Annotated in this window: 16 protein-coding genes; 12 read left to right on the top strand and 4 right to left on the bottom strand. The window is 70.1% G+C overall.

The features are described from left to right. Positions 1-60 precede the first annotated feature (60 nt). From ACSQ2F_RS07070 to ACSQ2F_RS07030, 9 genes are all read left to right on the top strand, one after another. Positions 61-582: an Hcp family type VI secretion system effector gene (locus ACSQ2F_RS07070; protein ID WP_436021171.1), complete on the top strand. Its 522-nt coding sequence runs from the start codon at positions 61-63 to the stop codon at positions 580-582. Next, a complete protein-coding gene (locus ACSQ2F_RS07065; RefSeq protein ID WP_436021169.1) occupies positions 579-1,385 on the top strand; it encodes a type VI secretion system accessory protein TagJ in 807 nt (268 codons plus the stop codon). The genes ACSQ2F_RS07070 and ACSQ2F_RS07065 overlap by 4 nt, the downstream gene beginning before the upstream one ends. Positions 1,386-1,413: 28 nt before the next feature. Beyond that, positions 1,414-1,929, top strand: coding sequence for a type VI secretion system baseplate subunit TssE (gene tssE, locus ACSQ2F_RS07060; protein WP_436021167.1), 516 nt, complete (start codon positions 1,414-1,416; stop codon positions 1,927-1,929). Between the two features lie 21 nt (positions 1,930-1,950). Next, a complete protein-coding gene (gene tssF, locus ACSQ2F_RS07055) occupies positions 1,951-3,816 on the top strand; it encodes a type VI secretion system baseplate subunit TssF (RefSeq protein ID WP_436021165.1) in 1,866 nt (621 codons plus the stop codon). Next, a complete protein-coding gene (tssG, locus tag ACSQ2F_RS07050) occupies positions 3,813-4,889 on the top strand; it encodes a type VI secretion system baseplate subunit TssG (RefSeq protein ID WP_436021163.1) in 1,077 nt (358 codons plus the stop codon). The genes tssF and tssG overlap by 4 nt, the downstream gene beginning before the upstream one ends. Continuing rightward, positions 4,882-7,572: a type VI secretion system ATPase TssH gene (gene tssH / locus ACSQ2F_RS07045; protein ID WP_436021161.1), complete on the top strand. Its 2,691-nt coding sequence runs from the start codon at positions 4,882-4,884 to the stop codon at positions 7,570-7,572. Before tssG ends, tssH begins: the two co-directional genes overlap by 8 nt. 43 nt (positions 7,573-7,615) lie before the next feature. Continuing rightward, positions 7,616-8,158, top strand: a complete 543-nt coding sequence (locus ACSQ2F_RS07040) for a hypothetical protein (RefSeq protein ID WP_436021159.1) — start codon at positions 7,616-7,618, stop codon at positions 8,156-8,158. A gap of 212 nt (positions 8,159-8,370) precedes the next feature. Next, the gene (locus ACSQ2F_RS07035) at positions 8,371-8,634 is read left to right on the top strand and encodes a type II toxin-antitoxin system CcdA family antitoxin (RefSeq protein WP_436021157.1); all 264 of its coding nucleotides are present in this window, start codon (positions 8,371-8,373) and stop codon (positions 8,632-8,634) included. 68 nt (positions 8,635-8,702) lie between these two features. After that, complete coding sequence (locus ACSQ2F_RS07030; protein WP_436026760.1) at positions 8,703-8,936, top strand: CcdB family protein; 234 nt, start codon at positions 8,703-8,705, stop codon at positions 8,934-8,936. Between the two features lie 46 nt (positions 8,937-8,982). On the opposite strand, the gene ACSQ2F_RS07025 is transcribed toward ACSQ2F_RS07030, so the two are convergent. Beyond that, positions 8,983-9,330, bottom strand: coding sequence for a hypothetical protein (locus tag ACSQ2F_RS07025; protein WP_436021155.1), 348 nt, complete (start codon positions 9,328-9,330; stop codon positions 8,983-8,985). A 62-nt stretch (positions 9,331-9,392) separates the two neighbouring features. Continuing rightward, complete coding sequence (locus tag ACSQ2F_RS07020; protein ID WP_436021153.1) at positions 9,393-12,341, bottom strand: LysM peptidoglycan-binding domain-containing protein; 2,949 nt, start codon at positions 12,339-12,341, stop codon at positions 9,393-9,395. A gap of 271 nt (positions 12,342-12,612) precedes the next feature. Here ACSQ2F_RS07020 and tagH point away from each other — a divergent pair, with 271 nt between their 5' ends. The 3 genes from tagH (at position 12,613) to ACSQ2F_RS07005 (ending at position 16,125) form a co-directional block, all read left to right on the top strand. After that, positions 12,613-14,673, top strand: coding sequence for a type VI secretion system-associated FHA domain protein TagH (gene tagH / locus ACSQ2F_RS07015; RefSeq protein WP_436021151.1), 2,061 nt, complete (start codon positions 12,613-12,615; stop codon positions 14,671-14,673). A 25-nt stretch (positions 14,674-14,698) separates the two neighbouring features. Beyond that, positions 14,699-15,472 (top strand): PP2C family protein-serine/threonine phosphatase, encoded by a 774-nt coding sequence (locus tag ACSQ2F_RS07010; protein WP_436021149.1) that lies wholly within the window; start codon positions 14,699-14,701, stop codon positions 15,470-15,472. A gap of 62 nt (positions 15,473-15,534) precedes the next feature. Then, the gene (locus tag ACSQ2F_RS07005) at positions 15,535-16,125 is read left to right on the top strand and encodes an OmpA family protein (RefSeq protein ID WP_436021147.1); all 591 of its coding nucleotides are present in this window, start codon (positions 15,535-15,537) and stop codon (positions 16,123-16,125) included. A 46-nt stretch (positions 16,126-16,171) separates the two neighbouring features. Here ACSQ2F_RS07005 and ACSQ2F_RS07000 read toward each other — a convergent pair whose 3' ends face one another. Next, on the bottom strand, positions 16,172-16,480 hold the full coding sequence (locus tag ACSQ2F_RS07000) for a hypothetical protein (RefSeq protein ID WP_436021145.1): 309 nt from the start codon (positions 16,478-16,480) through the stop codon (positions 16,172-16,174). Positions 16,481-16,551: 71 nt separating this feature from the next. After that, positions 16,552-17,634, bottom strand: a complete 1,083-nt coding sequence (locus tag ACSQ2F_RS06995; RefSeq protein ID WP_436021143.1) for a threonine aldolase family protein — start codon at positions 17,632-17,634, stop codon at positions 16,552-16,554. Between the last annotated feature and the right edge of the window lie 38 nt (positions 17,635-17,672).

The following is a 17,672-nucleotide window of genomic DNA, read 5'->3' as shown; positions in this document are numbered from 1 at the left end:
TGGTGCTGAAAGCCATCGGTCCCGCCGCCTCCCGGCGCTCCGTCTCGAAGAAAGGCCCCCATGCCCGTGTTGAACCCCCTGTCTGCACTTGCTCCCGGAGAGGGGGCCGTCGACGTGTTCCTGTCGGTGCAATCCAAGCGTGCCGGCCGCATCAAGGGCGAAGCGGAGGCGCGGGAACACAAGGACGAGATCGTCATCACGGCCTGGGACTGGGGCGTCGCCGCCAGCTCATCGCTCGGCAGCACCCAGAAGACGGCCCGCCGGTCGTACCGCAACCTCACCGTCAGCAAGCGGGTCGACAGCAGCACCACCGCCCTGCTGAGCGTGCTGGCCACCAACGACGAGATCAAGGAAGCCAAGCTCACGGTGCGCAAGGCCGGTGAAGGCCAGCGCGACTTCTTCACCCTGATGCTCAACAACGCCCGCGTCACCGCGGTCGACCTGGCGTGCGATGCCACCGGCACCCTGACCGAGACCGTCACCTTCAGCTTCAGCCGCGTGCAGGTCGACTACGAGCTGCAGCAGTCCACCGGCCAGCGCGGCTCCGGCTTCAGCTTCCACGACGAGATCCTGCCGACGTGAACACCCAGCTCACCCCTCAAGACCACCTCGCCGCGGGTGATCCGGCCGCGGCGCTTGCCGCCCTGCAGGCCCAGGTGCGCGAGCAACCGGCCGATGCCAGGCTGCGCACCTTCCTGTTCCAGCTGCTGGCCGTGCTCGGCCAGTGGGAGCGGGCCCTGGCCCAGCTCGACGTGTGCGGCCAGCTGGACGCAGGCGCCCTTCACATGGTGAATGCCTATCGCGAGACGATCCGCTGCGAGGTGGTGCGGCAAGCGGTGTTCGCCGGTAAGACGACGCCCGTGGTCTTCGGCCAGCCTGCGGCCTGGGTGGCAATGCTCATCGAAGCCCTGGCCCAGGCCGGTCGGGGCGACGCAGCCCAGGCAAGCCACCTCCGGGCAGAGGCCCTGGAACTGGCACCGACCACCGCCGGGCAGATGAACGGCGAAGCCTTCGACTGGATCACCGACGCCGACTCCCGGCTCGGGCCGGTGCTCGAAGTCGTCTTGAACGGGCGCTACACCTGGGTACCGTTCGAGGCCCTGTCCGCCGTCACGGTAGAGGCTCCGGAGGACCTGCGCGACCTGGTGTGGGCGCCTGCCCACCTTACCTTTGCCAACGGCGGCCAGAGCGTCGCCTTCATCCCCACCTGCTATCCGGGCACGCGCGAGCAGGCCGACGGCGCGCTCAAGCTTGCCCGCGGCACGCAGTGGGCGCCGCTCGGCGAGGACCAGTTCTCCGGTCTCGGCCAACGCCTGTTGTCGAGCAGCGGGCCTGAACTTGCGCTGCTCGAAGTGCGCGAGCTGCGCCTGTCGCCCACCGCCTGAACGCTCGCCCCCTCGCCCCGTCACCGCCATGAACCTGCGCGACCGGCTTCAACCCGTGCTGCTCGACCGCCTGACCGACCTCTCGCCGCAGACACGCGTCGAGGGCGACGACAGCCGCATGATGAACAAGGCGCAGATCCGGGAGGCCGTGCTTCGCGACCTGTCCTGGCTGCTCAACGCCGTGCAACCCATGCCGCGCCTGGCCGACCAGCACGCGCAGGCCGCCCACTCGGTGCTCAACTACGGCCTGCCGCCGATGTCCGGCCAGCTTGCCTCCCGGGTGGACGTGAGCGTGCTCGAGCGCACCATCCGGCAGGCCATCCTGCGCTTCGAGCCGCGGGTCATGGAAGACTCCCTCGAGGTGAAGGCCATCGACGCCAGCAGCGTGCTGGACACCCACAACGTCATCGAGTTCGAGATCCGCGGCTTCATGTGGGCCCAGCCCGTGCCGCTGGAACTGCTGCTGCGCACGCAGCTCGACCTCGAGGCCGGCCAGGTGGAAGTGCGTGACGCCTCAGCCACCACCCTGCGCCGCAAGGCCTGAGCCCCAGCGGCACCGCCCCTCATGGATCCCCACCTGCTTCGCCTCTACAACGACGAGTTGACCCACCTCCGCGAGGTGGGTGGCGAGTTCGCCCGTGAGTTTCCGAAGATCGCGGCCCGTCTGTCGATGGACGGGGTCGAGGTCACCGACCCGTACGTCGAGCGGCTGCTCGAAGGCTTCGCCTTCCTCGCCGCACGGGTGCAGCTCAAGATCGACGCGGAGCATCCCCGGCTCGTGCAGCACTTGCTCGAGACGGTGTACCCGGGCTTCCTGTCGCCCGTGCCCTCGATGGCGGTGGTGAAGCTCCAGCCCGACCTGCTCGACCCCAACCTCGCACGCGGCTTTGCCGTTCCGCGCGGCACGGCGCTGACCAGCGAAGCGGTGCGTGGCCAGAGCACCCGCTGCGAATTCCGCACCGCCCACGACGTGACGCTGTGGCCGCTCGAGATCGACTCGGTCCAGTACTTCAGCCACGCACCCGACCTCCCCATCGCGCGCCTGCCGTGGGGCCGCCAGGTGCGCGGTGGCCTGCGCATCCGCGTGAAGGCGCATGGCGGGCTGCGCCTGCGTCAGCTCCAGCTCGACAGCCTGCCCTTCTACCTGAGTGCGCCGGACGACGTGGCGTTCCGGCTGCATGAACTGGTGCATGGCAGCGGCCTCGCGACCTGGGTCGGCGGCGCCGACCGCAGCGCGTCGTCCGCCTTTGCCGGCGCCACGTCGATCAGCGCCACGGGCTATGGCGACGACGAGGCCTTGCTGCCCGACACCCTGCGCGGCTTCAGCGGCCACCGCCTGCTGCAGGAGTACGCCGCGATGCCGCAGCGTTTCCTCTTCTTCCGGGTGGACGACCTGGCGCGCCGGCTGGCGACCGTGGATGCGCCGGAGGCGGAGATCGTGCTGCTGTTCGGCAAGGGCGACGCCGCGCTCGAATCGCTCGTCGACGCCGCCAGCCTCGCGCTGCATTGCACGCCGGCCGTCAACCTCTTTCCGAAGCGCCTCGACCGCATCCAGCTCGGTACCAGCCAGTTCGAGCACCATGTCGTGCCGGACCGCACCCGGCCGATGGACTACGAGGTGCACAGCCTGCAGAGCGTGACGGGCTTCGGCACCGCCCAGGCCGCCGAGCAGAAGTTCCTGCCGCTCTACGCGACCTTCCATGAATCGCCGCACGGCCACGGCGCCTACTACACCGCGCGCCGCGAGCCTCGGCTGCTGTCGAGCCGCCAGCGCCTGGAGGGCCCGCGCTCGGCCTACGTCGGTCAGGAACTCTTCCTGTCGCTCGTGGACCCGCAGAACGCGCCCTACGCCGAGGACATCCGCCAGCTGTCGCTGACGGCGCTCGTGACGAACCGCGACCTGCCGACGCTGCTGCCCGGCGCCGCCACCACCTGGACGCTGGAGGCCGCGGGGCCGGTCACCCGCATCGAGACCCTGCGCGGGCCGACCCGGCCGGTGCAACGCATCGCCCGGGGCGACGTGGGCTGGTCGATGATCAGCCTGCTGACCCTGAACTACGTCAGCATCGCGGGGGAGGACCCGTCGCGTGCAGCGGCCTCGCTGCGCAGCCTCTTGAACCTCTTCGGGCCCGAGCAGGACGTCGCGTGGTCGCGCCAGGTCGACGGCATTCATGCGCTGCAGGCCCAGTCGGTGGTGCGCCGCCTTCCCTTCCCCGGCCCCTTGACCTTCGGCTGCGGCGTGGAGGTCAACCTGCTGGCCGACGACCTCGCCTTCCAGGGCTCGAGCGCCTTCCTGCTCGGATGCGTGCTGGACCAGTTCTTCACCCGGCATGCGTCGGCCAACAGCTTCGTGGAAACCGTGGTGCGCTCTGCGTCCCGCGGGGAGATCCTGCGCAGCAAGCCGCGCGTCGGGACACGGGCCGTGCTGTGAACGCGTCCACCGCCTCGGCCGAACGGCATGCCCGTCAGGTGCGCCTCTTCGAGGCGCTCGCCGAGGCGCCGTGGGCGCACGACTTCTTTGCCGTGCTGCGCCAGATCGAGTCCCTCGCACCGTCGCAGCCGCGCCTGGGCACCGCGCTGCGGCCCGGCGCCGAACCCATCCGGCTCGGTCAGGATCCGGAGCTCGACTTCGCCCCGGCGGCCATCATGTCGTTCAAGGCCGGCGAGACCGGACGGCCTCGCCTGGGCGTGCGCTTCTTCGGCCTCTTCGGACCGATGGGGCCCTTGCCGCTGCACCTGACCGAGTACGCGCGGGATCGCCTGCGCAACCACGCCGATCCCACGCTGGCCCGCTTCGCCGACGTCTTCCACCACCGGGCCCTCCTGCTGTTCTATCGCGCCTGGGCGCAGGCCCAGCCCGCGGTGCAGGCGGACCGCCCCGGCGACGACCAGTACGCCAAGTGGGTGGGTGCGCTCTTCGGGCAGGCCCCCGAGGCCATGTGCGGCGCCGACGCGGTGCCTGACGGCGCCAAACGGTACGCCGCCGGGCACCTGTCCCGCGCCACCCGCAACCCCGAGTCCATCGCCAAGGTGCTGCGCCAGTACTTCGGCGTGCCGGTGCGCGTGGAGCCCTGGGTGGGGCACTGGCTGGCGCTGCGCCCGACCGACCGGACGCGCCTCGGCGCGCCCGGCGACCGGCACGGCGCCGCGCTCGGCGCATCGGCCGTGGCCGGCAGCAAGGTGTGGGACCGGCAGTACAAGCTGCGGCTGCACATCGGCCCCCTCACCCTGGCGCAGTACCGCAGTTTCCTGCCCGGCCAGCCGTCGCTGCTGGCCCTGCGCGACTGGATGCGCCAGTTGCTCGGCTTCGAGATGCTCTGGGACGTGCGCCTCGTGCTGCGCGGCCCGGACGTGCCCGCCCTCGGCCTTGACAGCGGTGCCCGCCTCGGCTGGACCACCTGGCTCGGTCGCAAGGCCCCCCATTCCGACCGCGGCGACCTTCGCCTGCATCCGGCGCGCCTCGGGGCGCGCCCTTCACTTGTCCACGGAGATTCCCATGGCTGAAATCAGTCGCACCGCCTTGTTCGGCAAGCTCAACCCGCTGGCGTACAAGGCGATCGAAGGCGCCACCGTCTTCTGCAAGCTGCGCGGCAACCCCTACGTCGAACTGCAGCACTGGCTGTTCCAGATCCTGCAGAACCAGGACTCGGACCTGCACCGCATCGTCAAGCACTACGGCATCGACGCCGCCGTGCTGGTGGCCGACCTGCAGGCCTCGCTCGACCGCCTGCCGCGCGGCGCGACCTCCATCACCGACCTCTCCAGCCACATCGAGAACGCGGTGGAGCGGGCGTGGGTGTACGGCTCGCTGATGTTCAAGGACACGCAGGTCCGCACCGGCTATTTGCTCGTCGGGCTGCTCAAGACGGCGTCGTCGCGCAACGTGCTGCTGGCCATCAGCAAGCAGTTCGAGCGCATCCAGCTCGACGACCTCACGGAGAACTTCAGCGCCTTGCTGTCGGGGTCGCCCGAGGAAGGCCAGCGCGCCAGCGACGGCTCCGGTGCCGCCGAGCCCGGCGAAGCCAGCGAGGCCATTGCGCCCGCCGCCATGGGCAAGCAGGAAGCCCTCAAGCGCTATGCCGTCGACCTGACGGAGAAGGCCCGCAAGGGCGAGATCGACCCCATCGCCGGCCGCGACGAGGAGATTCGCCAGATCATCGACATCCTGATGCGCCGCCGGCAGAACAACCCCATCCTCACCGGGGAGGCCGGCGTGGGCAAGACGGCCGTAGTGGAAGGCTTCGCCCTGCGCCTCGCGCGCGGCGACGTGCCGCCGCAGCTGCGCGACGTGTCGCTCATGATGCTCGACATCGGCCTGCTCCAAGCGGGTGCCAGCATGAAGGGCGAGTTCGAGAACCGCCTGCGCCAGGTGATCGACGAGGTGCAGTCCTCTGCGAAGCCCATCATCCTCTTCATCGATGAAGCGCACACCCTGATCGGGGCGGGTGGTGCCGCCGGCACGGGCGACGCCGCCAACCTGCTCAAGCCGGCGCTCGCCCGCGGCAAGCTGCGCACGGTGGCTGCCACCACCTGGGCGGAGTACAAGAAGTACTTCGAGAAGGACCCTGCCCTCACCCGCCGCTTCCAGGTCGTGCAGGTGCCCGAGCCGAGCGAGGAGAAGGCGGTGCTCATGCTGCGCGGCGTGGCCTCCATCCTCGAGAAGCACCACCGCGTGCAGCTGCTGGACGAGGCCATCGAGGCGGCCGTGAAGCTGTCGCACCGCTACATCCCCGCCCGCCAGCTGCCCGACAAGGCGGTGAGCCTGCTGGACACCGCATGCGCCCGCGTCGCGGTGAGCCAGCACGCCACGCCGCCCGAAGTGGAGGACGTGCAGCGCCGCATCGAGGCCCTGACCACCGAGCAGCAGATCATCAGCCGCGAAGGCGAAGTCGGCATCGACGTGGCCGCGCGCCAGGCCCGGGTGTCAGGGCAGCTTGCCGAGGCCCAGGCCGCGCTTGCCACGCTGGACGCCCGCTACCTTCAGGAGAAGCAGCTGGTCGACCAGGTATTGGCCTTGCGGGCGCGCCTGCGCACCGGCGGCGCCGGTGTCGACGCCCCGACGGACGCGACGGGGCCAGTGCCACTTGCCGATGACGAGCGCACGCGGTTGCTCGCCGACCTCGCCGAGCTGCAGGGCCAGCTCGCCCGCCTGCAGGGCGACGCGCCCCTCATCCTGCCGTCGGTGGACGAGACCGCCGTGGGCGCCGTCGTGCAGGACTGGACCGGCATTCCGGTCGGCCGCATGGTGAAGAACGAAGTGGAGTCGGTGCTGCGCCTGGCCGACACCCTCAACGAGCGCGTCATCGGGCAGAAGCATGCGCTGGAGATGATCGCCCGCCGCATCCAGACGTCGCGCGCCAAGCTGGACAACCCGAACAAGCCGATCGGCGTGTTCATGCTCGCGGGCACGTCCGGCGTCGGCAAGACCGAAACGGCGCTCGCGCTGGCCGAGGCGCTCTACGGCGGCGAGCAGAACGTCATCACCATCAACATGAGCGAGTACCAGGAGGCGCACACCGTCTCCACCCTCAAGGGCTCGCCCCCGGGCTACGTCGGCTACGGCGAAGGCGGCGTGCTGACCGAAGCCGTGCGCCGGCGCCCGTACAGCGTGGTGCTGCTCGACGAGGTGGAGAAGGCCCACCCCGACGTGCACGAACTGTTCTTCCAGGTCTTCGACAAGGGTTGGATGGAAGACGGCGAAGGCCGGCTGATCGACTTCAAGAACACCATCATCCTGCTCACCTCCAACGCCGGCAGCGAGCTCATCATGAAGCTCTGCCAGGACCCCGAGCTCATGCCCGAGCCCGACGCCATCGCCCGCGCCCTGCGCGAACCGCTGCTGAAGGTGTTCCCGGCGGCGTTGCTCGGCCGCATCGTCACCATCCCGTACTACCCGCTCTCGGAAGCCATGCTCGCGCAGATCGTCGCGCTGCAACTCAACCGCATCAAGAAACGCGTCGAGGCCAACCACGACGTGCCCTTCACCTTCGACGACGAGGTGGTGCGCCTCGTGGTCAGTCGCTGCAACGAGGTGGAGAGCGGCGGCCGCGTGATCGACGCGCTGCTCACCAACACCGTGCTGCCGCGCATCAGCCACGAGTACCTGACCCGACTCGCGTCTGGTACGCCGCTCAAGCGGGTGGCGTTGAGCGTGGCCGGTGGGGACTTTGCTTACGCGTTTGATTGAGGGTCAGCGGACGGACACACGCAAGCCGCCACTACGATCAGTCATGACCAACCCGACGGAAGACGTTCAAGGTGAGGCCATGCCACAAGCGGTTGGACGGATGCCGCGGCGGTTGTCATGGCTCGTCTGGATCGGTCTGGCCATTGGCGTCACGGTGTCGGTTCTCTCGCTTCAGGTCCTAGCAACCGTCGTTGTCGACCTCGTCAGCGACGGAATGGTGTTGATTCCCCGCAGCCGAAGCCGCGAACCCGACCTGTGGGTCACGTGGCCACACGCCTGGGCATACATGGTCGGAAACACGTTGCTCTTCGCAGGGGGCCTCTCTTGCGTCGCGGCCTGCCTCGGGCGCAAGACTTTCGGCCTGTTCGCTCTCACGTTGCTCCCCCTCGGCGGCGCGCTGGTGCTGCTTTCTCGCCTTCTGTCCACGTTCGCCGGCGTGGGAATCTTGGTGGTGCTGGGCAGCGTCTTCGTTGTGAATCGGCGTTTCGGAAAGGTCGCGGCAGTGGGTTACTGGGCAGCGATCGTCGGCCTGTTAGTACTCCACGAGCATCTGCACTGGCCGGGAATCGCATGGCCTCGACCCTAGCGGTCGGGGACTTTGCCTGCGCGTCGGATGACGGGTGATTCTGGACGGCGTGTCGAGCCGCGCCGCCTGCGCTAGTCGAGAGCGCTCCGCGTCCAGCCCGGCATGACGCCGCAAGGTGCCGCGCTGCCGCGCAGGCTAACCGCGCGCACCTCAAGCGCACCCCATGCGCACTGTATGCGCAGGCTATCCTTGCATCCTGTCTGGAGCAGATCATGCCAGCACCGCACGTCCCATCATTCCTACGCACCAAGACCGCGGGTCGGCAGCCGACCAACCTGCCACTCAACGCCGCGCTGGTTGCAACTGCTCGCGAGCTCAAGGTGAACCTCTCGGAGGCCGCCGAGCATGGCATTGCCTCAGCGGTCGCGGCGCGACGCCGCGAGTTATGGCTCGCAGCAAACCGGGCTGCGCTGGCAAGCTCGAACGACTACGTCGAGTCATTCGGTCTTCCGCTCGCTCGGCATCGCGGCTTCTGAACGTGGCGCGCTTCAACCTCTACGAGAACAAGGAAGGCCGTGGTGATCTCCTCGACATGTAGGCCCGACTGCTGGATAAACTGAAGACCCGCATCGTCGTACCACTGATGCCCGAAGGCTCCTCGCCGAAGCCCGCGAAAGGGCTGAACCCGGTGTTCACCGTCGCAGGTGAGGATCACCTCATGGTCACGCAGTTCTTGGCCGCCGTACCCGTCAGCGCACTCGAAAGCGAAGTCGCCAGCCTGGCGTCGGACGACGCGACCATCGTGGGGGCACTCGACTTCCTGTTTCAGGGGATCTGAGGCCTGCTCCACCGCCGAGCGAAGCTGGCGCGACGCTCCTCCCCCCTCATCCCCCGTCGGCTTCTGCGCGCCCTGTCGCGGCCTGAGCCGCCAGCACCGCCTCTCGACGCGTCACCTGACGCGGCACCAGCGGCACCCAGACCAGGTAGAGCCAGCAGGTCACCAACCAGCCGATCGCTCCGATCGCGATCAACAGGGACGCGCCACGAACGAGCCCGGAGAGCACAATTGCAACGGCCACAAGCGTGGGCGTGAAGGCGGCAATCGCCTGCGGCACGGCGGTCGACACCTTCAGGCCGCAACGTCGGCAGTTCGACGTGGCGACGGGGCCGAGCGCGAGTTTGCGCCAGGCCGCCATCGCGTCCAGTCCGCAGTGCGGACACGTGAGTTTCATGCGCGGGTGCTCGTGGGTGATCGACGGTCGGAGACGGATTCAGGCGATCGCCGGCCGGCCGATCAGCTCAGTGCCGGCACCCCCAGCACATCCAGCACCGCGTTGAGCTGCGCGGCCGACTCGGGCTGCGCCACGCCGCTCGCGGCAAACCACGGCCGTGCGGCGATGTCCGGCACCACCCGATCGTCGTCGTCGGCCGTAGCCTCGAAGCGCGACGGGTCGCCCTCGAACTCATCGACCGTGCCGTGGAGGTTGTCGCGCAGTGCCGCCAACTGGTCGGACGGCATGTCGTTCACCCACTGCACGTAGCGGTCGCGGTCGGTGGCGTTCGTCAGGTCGAGGCCCTGTGCCCGGGCGTACTGCTCGAGGAAGGGCACGACGCTGCGGCCGTCACCGCTCTGGTCGACCAGCGCGCGCGAGGCGTCCTCGTCGAAGCCGGCGTGCGCCAGGAAGCGTTGGGAGACGCCGTTGTCACTGCCGGGCTCGTGCTTGTTGGCTTCCTTGTTGCCGTTGACGATGGCCAGGCCCACGGCCGAGACCACCACCAGGCCGAGCCCGATCGGGCCCGCCATGCTGCCGGTGCCGAGTGCGGCCAGCAGGCCACCGCCCGCACCGACGCCATACAGCACGCCGGAGGCGACATCGCCCTTCGAGAAGGCTTCGGCCGCACTCCAGGCGTCGAAGCCGGCCGTGAGGCTGCCCAGCAGCTTGCCCGCCAGCGCACTGCCCAGGTGGCCGACCGTCGAGGTGGACGACGCGCCGGTGAGGCCGGCGTACAGCTCGAAGCCCTTCTGCCCGAGGCCGGCGGCGTCGACGACGATGCGCAGCTCGTTTTTGAGCGACGGGTCCATCTGCGCGCGGTCGATGGAGGCCAGAAATCCCACGCCGGCGAACGCCAGACCCACCCCGCGCAGCATCTGGCCCTTGAAGGTGGACTTGTCGAAGCCCTTCAGGCCATCGAGCTGGTCGTCGAGCGCCTTCAGGCGCTTGGCCACGTCGTCTGCGGACTCGCCGGGGGCCGGGATGGTCTTCTTCAGCGCGTCGATGGTCTTGTCGAGGGCCCCGCCCTGCAGGCCCATCGCGCGTGACCACTCCGTGTTGCGGCGCAGGGTTTCCAGGGCGTCGGTGGCGCGCTTCACGCTGGCCGGATTGGCGGGGTCGAAGTCGGTCCCGACGGCGCTGAGGACGGTCGCCTTGACGTGAGCCGTGGCGAACTCCTGGGACATCTTGCGGAACTGGTCCGCCACCTTGGCGCTGGCCGCAAGCGGCGAGGTGTTGACGAACTCCAGCAGACGCTGGCCGCGGGCGCCCGTGACGATCTCGGGGCGCGTCTGCACCGCGGTCTGGATCGCCAGCTGGGACGAGGGATCGGCGAGCGTCTCCTCGATGGTGCGGCTGGCCGCTTGCTGGTGGTCTTCCAGGCCGGCGGGCAGTTGGTCGAGCGCGGTGATCTGCGCCAGCAGCTTGTCCCCGTCGTCGGCCAGGGTCTGGCGCAGCGTCTCGGCCTTCGCCTCCCACTCAGGGCCCTTCTCCTTCTTGTAGTCGGCGATGGCAGCGTCGACCTGTTCGGGGGTCATGGAGCCGCCGTGGTTGGTCACCAGCCACGACAGTTCCTCCATGTGCGCGCCGTAGGCCTTGACGTCGTCGTCGATCTTGCTGCGGAAGGAGGCAACGCCCACGTTGGCCGCATCCATGATGCGGATCGCGTCCATGCCCGGTTGACGGGCGAGTGCCAGCACGTACGCCGGGTGGGCGCCCTGGCTGATCGCGTTGATCGCGCCACCGTCATCCCACAGGCCCAGCTTGGCGATGCGCTCGGCGGCCACGGTGCCACCGGGCGCGTCGGCCACGCGGCCGAGCGTCGTCACCAGGCGGGAGAACCCTTCCGGCCCGAAGGGCTGGCCGCCATAGTTGCCCTGGTAGTTCAGGACGAACTTCTCGATGCCGGGCGTCGCTGCGCTCACCACGCGGGCCGCCGTGTCGGCGTCCAGGCCGGCCGTCAGGGTGTCGAGGCGCTCCATCGCCTGCAGGCCCGGGACCTGCGGCGCGTCCGCATCCTCGATGTCTTGCTGCAGCGGCTCGATCGCCCACGCGGCAGCATCGTCGATCACCTGCTTCGCCCCGGTGTCGATGCGCAGGGCTGCCTGCACTTCGGGAGAGGCCTTGGCCGTCTGCTCGCTCAGGCTCTGGACCGCCTTCTGCGGGTCGCCCGTGGCCCGGGCGGTGGCGACGATGGCCTGCGCCTGGCGATCGACCGTCACCCGCTGGACCGAGGCGTCCACCGCCGCGGCGGAGTCGGGCGCCTCGCGGTAGCGGGTGCTGACCGTGTTCGCGGCCTGTTGCCATTCGGCATCGGTGGCACCCGGGCCGGCGCGCAGCGTGATCTCGTGCTTCGTGGCCGCATCCAGCTGGTTGCGGGCGGTGGACAGGCTCTCCGACAGATAAGGCAACGCCGCCCCACGGCCCTGGGTCGAGGCGTTGATGTCGTCGTACTGCCGCTGCGCCAGGTTGACCCGCTGCACGGCGGCATCGGTCTGCTGCACGCTGGCGTCCACCGGCGAGGCGGCCACTGAGGGCGTGGCCGCATCGGGCGAGCGCGTGCCGGGAATCCAGAGTTTCTGCCCGACGACCAGCGGCTCGCCCGGCGTCACCTGGTGGCGGTTGGCGAGCGCCAGTTCCTGCTGCGGCTGGCGGAACTGGGCAGCGAGGTCGGCCAGCGTCTCGCCGGGCTTGACCTCGCGATCGATCGGCTCGACGCCGTAGCCCTCGCCGATGGGCACCCGCAGCGTCTGGCCGACGGCCAGCACATCGGGTTGGCGGAGCTCGGGGTTGGCGTCCTGGACCTGCCGCGGGGTGGTGCGGTAGCGGGTGGAGATCTCGCTCAGCGTCTCGCCGCGCTGCACCTTGTGTTCCACATGACGGGCCGGTGGCGCCGGCGGCGGTGGCGGCGGAGGCGGCGGAGGCGGTGGGGGCGGGGTGACGGTCGGCTTGCGTACGTAGTCGGACAACATCGGTGCATCTCCTGAGCACCGCCTTCCGGTGCCCCGGCACCTTACGCAGCCGGCCGGCGCCTCACAAGCTCGGGCCGGCCCCAGGGAGGGGGGCCGCGACCCTGGGGTGCACCCGAGGGTGACGTGCCGGCGGAGCGTTTCCATGGGATGGGTACCACCCACGCCGGGCGGTATGACTTTCGTTGATTGCCCCTGGCGCCGAGGTCCGGGATAAAGGAAGCTGGGCGAGCCGACGCCGTCGATCGGCCGCCCGCGGCATTCGGAGCCCTGCATGAACCTGGTGATCCAAGCTCACACCCTGAAGAACGAGCCCCTGTCTCAGCCCATCACCGGACGGTTCGATGAACGCGGCGGCACCATCGGCCGCTCGGACACCAACACCCTGGCCCTGCCCGACCCGGAGCGCCACATTTCCCGCCTGCATGCCGAGGTGTGGTTCAGCAACGGCGCCTACTCCATCCGCAACGTCGGCAGCGCCAACGCCATCCTCGTCAACGGTCGGTCGGTGGCGCCCGGCGAAGGGGCTGCGCTAAGCGAGGGCGACGAACTCGTCATCGGGGCGTATGCGCTTCGCGTGGCCTTCAACGTGCCGTCACAGATTCGCCCGGCCGACCGCGCCGTGGTCGACGGCCGCACCGTCATCAAGGCCTCGGCCGGCGAGTGGAAGACGAATCCGCCGCAGCCACGCGTGGTGCCTCGGCCGGCGGCGCCCGCCCAGCCCCCGGCGCCGGCATCGGCCGCCGACCCGTTCGCCGACCTGTTCGGCGCAGCACCTGACGCATCTGCGTCGGACCCGTTCGCCGACATTTTTGCCGCGGCGCCGGCCACGCCGCGTGCCGCCTCCCCCTTGGCGGCACCGCCCGCATCCCGTCCCGTATCGTCCCCGGTATCGGCCGCCCCGCCCGCGCGGCTGCCGGATGACTTCGACCCGTTCGCTGACCTGACGCCACCGCCGGCGGCGGCGGCCGGCCTGGGCGACTTCATGGCGGGCGCACCTGCCGCGCCCGCCGCACCGACCCCCGGCGCAGGCGGCGCCTTCGCCGACCTGCTCGGCCCGGGCGCGCCGGCCCCGGCCTCTAGCCTGGACGACCTCTTCGGGCTGGCCCCGGCTCCCTCGGCCGGGCGCGACCCGCTGGCCGACTTCATGGCCTCCGCACCGCCCGCCGGTGGCGCCCTCCCCGCGGCTTCGACGGACCCGCTCGCCATGTTCGGCGACCGCGCGCCGGCAGCGCCCGCGCGTCCGGCCGACTTCAACCACACGCCGGAACTCAAGGGGGCCTATCGCCCGCCGGCCGTCAAGCCGGCAGGTGAGCCCAGCACCGTCCCCGGCGTCAAGCCGGTCGGCATCGCACCGGTGGCGGCGGTGCTGCCGCCCATCCGGCCGAAGGCGCCCTTCCGCGAGCCGCCCCCGGCGCCCCCTTCCTCGCCGCGCCCCTACTCGTCGCCCACCGGCGCGGCGCCGCCCCGCCGTCCCTTCGTGCCGCTCGAGCCGGCCGAAACGACCATGCCGGCCATGCGTGTGACGCGGCCGCTGCCCGGGGACGACGATGACCCCGAGATCTCGGCCCCCATGCCGCTGATGCCCAGCGCACCTGCCCCCGCCGCGGTGTCCCGCCCTGCCCCTACACCGGCTCCCGCAGCGCATGCGCGCATGCCGGCGCAGCCCCCAGCGGCGACGCCCGCGCCCTCGGCCGCCATGGCGGCGGACGGTGGCGCCGGGCCGGCCTCGGCCGACGCCCTGTGGGCCGCCTTCTGCGAAGGCGCGGGCATCAATCTCACCCCGCCCCAGGGCTTGAACCCGGCCCTCATGCGCGTGATCGGCGAGGTGCTTCGCCACTCGGTCGACGGCACGCTCAAGCTCGTTGCCGTTCGTGCCGCAGCCAAGCAGGAACTGCGGGCGCAGGTCACCACCATCCAGTCGCGCAACAACAACCCGCTGAAGTTCTCGCCGGACGCCGGTGCGGCCATCGAGCAGTTGCTGCAGCCACCGATGCGCGGCTTCATGGTGGGACCGCAGGCGGTGAACGATGCGATGGACGACCTGCTCGGCCATGCCATCGGCACGATGGCCGGCATGCGGGCGGCCTTGGAGGGCGTGCTCTCGCGCTTCGAACCCGGCCAGCTCGAAAGCAAGCTCGGCAGCGGCAGCGTCATGGACACCCTGCTGCCGATGAACCGCCGCGCCAAGCTGTGGGAGCTGTACCTGCAGCACTTCAAGCGCATCCAGGGCGACGCCGAGGAAGACTTCCACGAGCTCTTCGGCAAGGCCTTCATCCGCGCTTACGAGGACCAGCTCGACCGCCTCGACACCGCCCGCCATCCCAACGTCTGACCCGTTCCCGTCGAGCCTGCCTGACATGCTGCATGTAGAGATCGCTGCCCGCAGCGAAACCGGAGATCGCCACCACAACGAGGACGACCTGCGGCACGGAGCGGCCGGTTCATTCCGCTATGCCGTGCTGTCCGACGGGGCCGGAGGCCACCGCGGCGGCGCCGTGGCGTCCGACCTCGTCGTGCGGCTCGCTGCGCTGGGCATGCAGTCGGCGCCTCACGCGAGCCCGGAGGCACTCAGTCACATCGTGTGCGAAACGCATGCGGCCCTGGGCGAGCAGCAGCACGGCAGGCGTGGCCACGACCGCATGCATGCCACCTTGGTGGCCCTGTGGATCGACACGCGCCGCGCGCTGGCGCTCTGGACGCACGTCGGCGACTCCCGCCTCTACATGCTGCGTCACGGGCAGGTTCGGCGCGTCACCGACGATGACACCGTGGTGCAGCGCATGGTGCACGCGGGCTACCTGTCGCCCGAGGAGGCGCGCGGCCATCCGCGCAAGCACCAGTTGCTGAGCGCCATGGGGTCGGCCGAAGCCGTGGAACCGAACACCACCGAGGCATCCGTTCCGGTCGCCGACGGCGACGCGTTCCTCCTGTGCACCGACGGCTGGTGGGACCACTTCGAACCGCATGACATCGAGACCGCCTTTGCCGCCGCCCGCTCCCCGCAGCACTGGCTCGACCTGATGGCCGACGACGTGCGCCGGGCGGCCGTGGCGGGTCAGGACAACTACAGCGCCGTGGCAGTCTGGATCGGCAACCCCGCCGACACCACGCGCGCGGGAAGCCCGCTGTGACCATCGGCCGCGCCACTCACCTGCGTCGACCATCGGCGCCTGAACGACCCAAGGAGTTCACCATGAACCACGACACCACTCGCCCGCAGCACCGCTCGACCCGCCACGCCCTGGCCCCGATGCTGGCGGCCCTGGCCTTCTTTCTGGGCACCACGCAGGCCTTCGCCCAGAGCGAGGCCGATACGGTGCTTCGCGGCAGCAACGTCACCGAGTCCAACCTGCTGGACGCGCTGACGCCGGATCCGGAGCCTGTCGTGACCCGCAGCCTCAAGGTCACCCGAGACGGTGCGCCGGCCGCACCGGCGCGCAAGCCAAGCGCCTCCCTGCTGATCACCTTCGAGACCAACTCCGCCTCGCTCACCGTCCCGGCGCGCAAGCAGCTCGACGTGGTGGCCGCCGCGCTCAAGAACGACCGGCTGGCCGAGTACGGCTTCAACGTGGAAGGCCACGCCGACCCGCGCGGCGACGCGGAGGCCAACCTGATCCTGTCGCAGCACCGCGCGGAAAGCGTTCGCGACTACCTCGTGAGCAGCCACGGCATCGCCGCCGAGCGCCTCAAGGCCGAGGGCCACGGCGACCGCAACCTGCTCAACCCCAAGGTGCCGGCAGCGCCCGAGAACCGGCGCGTGACGATCGTGACGAACGTGCGCTGAGCGGCCTTAGCCGGTTCAGCGGGCGGCGCTGCACCGCGTCAGCCAGCTACCACGACCGCGCGAAGCGCGGCCCGCGGTTCAGCATCGACTCGGTGTGGTGCAGCTGGCCGATGGAGACCAGGCCACCGCGGGCGAGCAGGTCGAAGTCGGCCTCGACATGCGCCTCGGGCACCGAGGGATCGTAGAGGTAGACGATGTCGGACTGCACGCGGTTGCCCATGCCGAGCTGGATGCGGTGGATGCACTTGCGGCCGGCGTCACCGTGTTCGCCGTGCAGCAGGCGGACGTGCAGTTCGCCCTGGCCGAGCTGCACGACATGCTCGCGGACGATGGTGGCGTTCTGGTAGGTGGACATCGGGCACTCCTCGCAAGCCCGCAGTATCGACGATCGGGCGACTCGATCGCGCCGCACCCCGTTGACGCCGATCAGCCGTTGGCCGCCCCGGCCGCGGCGGCCGCGACCTCGCGCAGATCCCGCACCAGCTCGTCCACCCGTTCGGGCTGCGAATCCCAGGCGAACATCAGGCGCACGCAACCGCCGATGAAGGTGTAGAAGCGCCAGCCCTTGGCTCGCAGGGCCTCCACGAGCGGTGGCGCCATCTTCAGGAATACGCCATTGGCCTGCACCGGGAACATCGGCTCGATGCCCTGCACGCCGTCGAGCCCGCGCGCCACGCGCTGGGCGCAGGCGTTGGCATGCTGGCCGTTGCGCAACCAGGCGCCACTGTCGATCATGCGCACCCACGGCGCCGACAGGAAGCGCATCTTCGAGGCCAGTTGCCCGGCCTGCTTGCAGCGGTAATCGAAGTCCTCGGCCAGCCGGCGGTCGAAGAAGAGGATCGCCTCGCCCGCGGCCATGCCGTTCTTGGTGCCGCCGAAGCAGAGCACGTCCACGCCCACGCGCCAGGTGATGTCAGCCGGCTCGCAGCCCAGGCTGGCGCAGGCGTTGGCGAAGCGCGAGCCGTCCATGTGCAGCACGAGGCCGAGCTCCCGGCAGGTGGCCGACAGCGCCTGCAGCTCTTCCGGTCGGTAGACGAGGCCGGTCTCGGTGGGCTGGGTGATGGTGACGACGCGCGGCTTGGGGAAGTGGATGTCGGTGCGGTTGGTGGCGATGGCGCGGATGGCCGCCGGCGTCAGCTTGCCGTCGGTGGACGGGGCGACCAGCAGTTTCGAGCCGTTCGAGAAGAACTCGGGCGCACCGCACTCGTCGGTCTCCACGTGCGACATGTCGGAGCAGATCACCCCGTGGTACGACTGGCACAGCGAGGCCAGGGCCAGCGAATTGGCCGCGGTGCCGTTGAAGACGAAGAAGACCTCGCAGTCGGCCTTGAAGAGCGATCGGAAGGCATCGGCCGCGAGCGTCGTCCAGCGGTCGTCGCCGTAGGCGGGTGCGTGGCCAGCGTTCGCCTCGGCCATCGCCGCCCAGGCGTCGGGGCAGATGCCCGCGTAGTTGTCGCTGGCGAACTGCTGGGCGGTATCGGCGGGGGAAGTCGTCGTGGCGTGTGTCATGTGCCGATTCTTCTCGACGCACCGGGAAAACGCAACGG

The organism is Rhizobacter sp. LjRoot28, assembly GCF_964253025.1.
Taxonomy (GTDB): Bacteria; Pseudomonadota; Gammaproteobacteria; order Burkholderiales; family Burkholderiaceae_C; genus Rhizobacter.
This window is presented reverse-complemented; position numbering and strand designations above follow the sequence as displayed.

Bases quoted from the DNA above. Each gene is read 5' to 3' on its own strand.
- ACSQ2F_RS07020 (WP_436021153.1), bottom strand. From the start codon at position 12,341: ATGTTGTCCGACTACGTACGCAAGCCGACCGTCACCCCGCCCCCACCG.
- ACSQ2F_RS07025 (WP_436021155.1), bottom strand. From the start codon at position 9,330: ATGAAACTCACGTGTCCGCACTGCGGACTGGACGCGATGGCGGCCTGG.
- tssE (WP_436021167.1), top strand. From the start codon at position 1,414: ATGAACCTGCGCGACCGGCTTCAACCCGTGCTGCTCGACCGCCTGACC.
- tagH (WP_436021151.1), top strand. From the start codon at position 12,613: ATGAACCTGGTGATCCAAGCTCACACCCTGAAGAACGAGCCCCTGTCT.
- tssF (WP_436021165.1), top strand. From the start codon at position 1,951: ATGGATCCCCACCTGCTTCGCCTCTACAACGACGAGTTGACCCACCTC.
- ACSQ2F_RS07035 (WP_436021157.1), top strand. From the start codon at position 8,371: ATGCCAGCACCGCACGTCCCATCATTCCTACGCACCAAGACCGCGGGT.
- ACSQ2F_RS07040 (WP_436021159.1), top strand. From the start codon at position 7,616: ATGACCAACCCGACGGAAGACGTTCAAGGTGAGGCCATGCCACAAGCG.
- ACSQ2F_RS07005 (WP_436021147.1), top strand. From the start codon at position 15,535: ATGAACCACGACACCACTCGCCCGCAGCACCGCTCGACCCGCCACGCC.
- ACSQ2F_RS07000 (WP_436021145.1), bottom strand. From the start codon at position 16,480: ATGTCCACCTACCAGAACGCCACCATCGTCCGCGAGCATGTCGTGCAG.
- ACSQ2F_RS06995 (WP_436021143.1), bottom strand. From the start codon at position 17,634: ATGACACACGCCACGACGACTTCCCCCGCCGATACCGCCCAGCAGTTC.
- tssH (WP_436021161.1), top strand. From the start codon at position 4,882: ATGGCTGAAATCAGTCGCACCGCCTTGTTCGGCAAGCTCAACCCGCTG.
- ACSQ2F_RS07070 (WP_436021171.1), top strand. From the start codon at position 61: ATGCCCGTGTTGAACCCCCTGTCTGCACTTGCTCCCGGAGAGGGGGCC.
- ACSQ2F_RS07010 (WP_436021149.1), top strand. From the start codon at position 14,699: ATGCTGCATGTAGAGATCGCTGCCCGCAGCGAAACCGGAGATCGCCAC.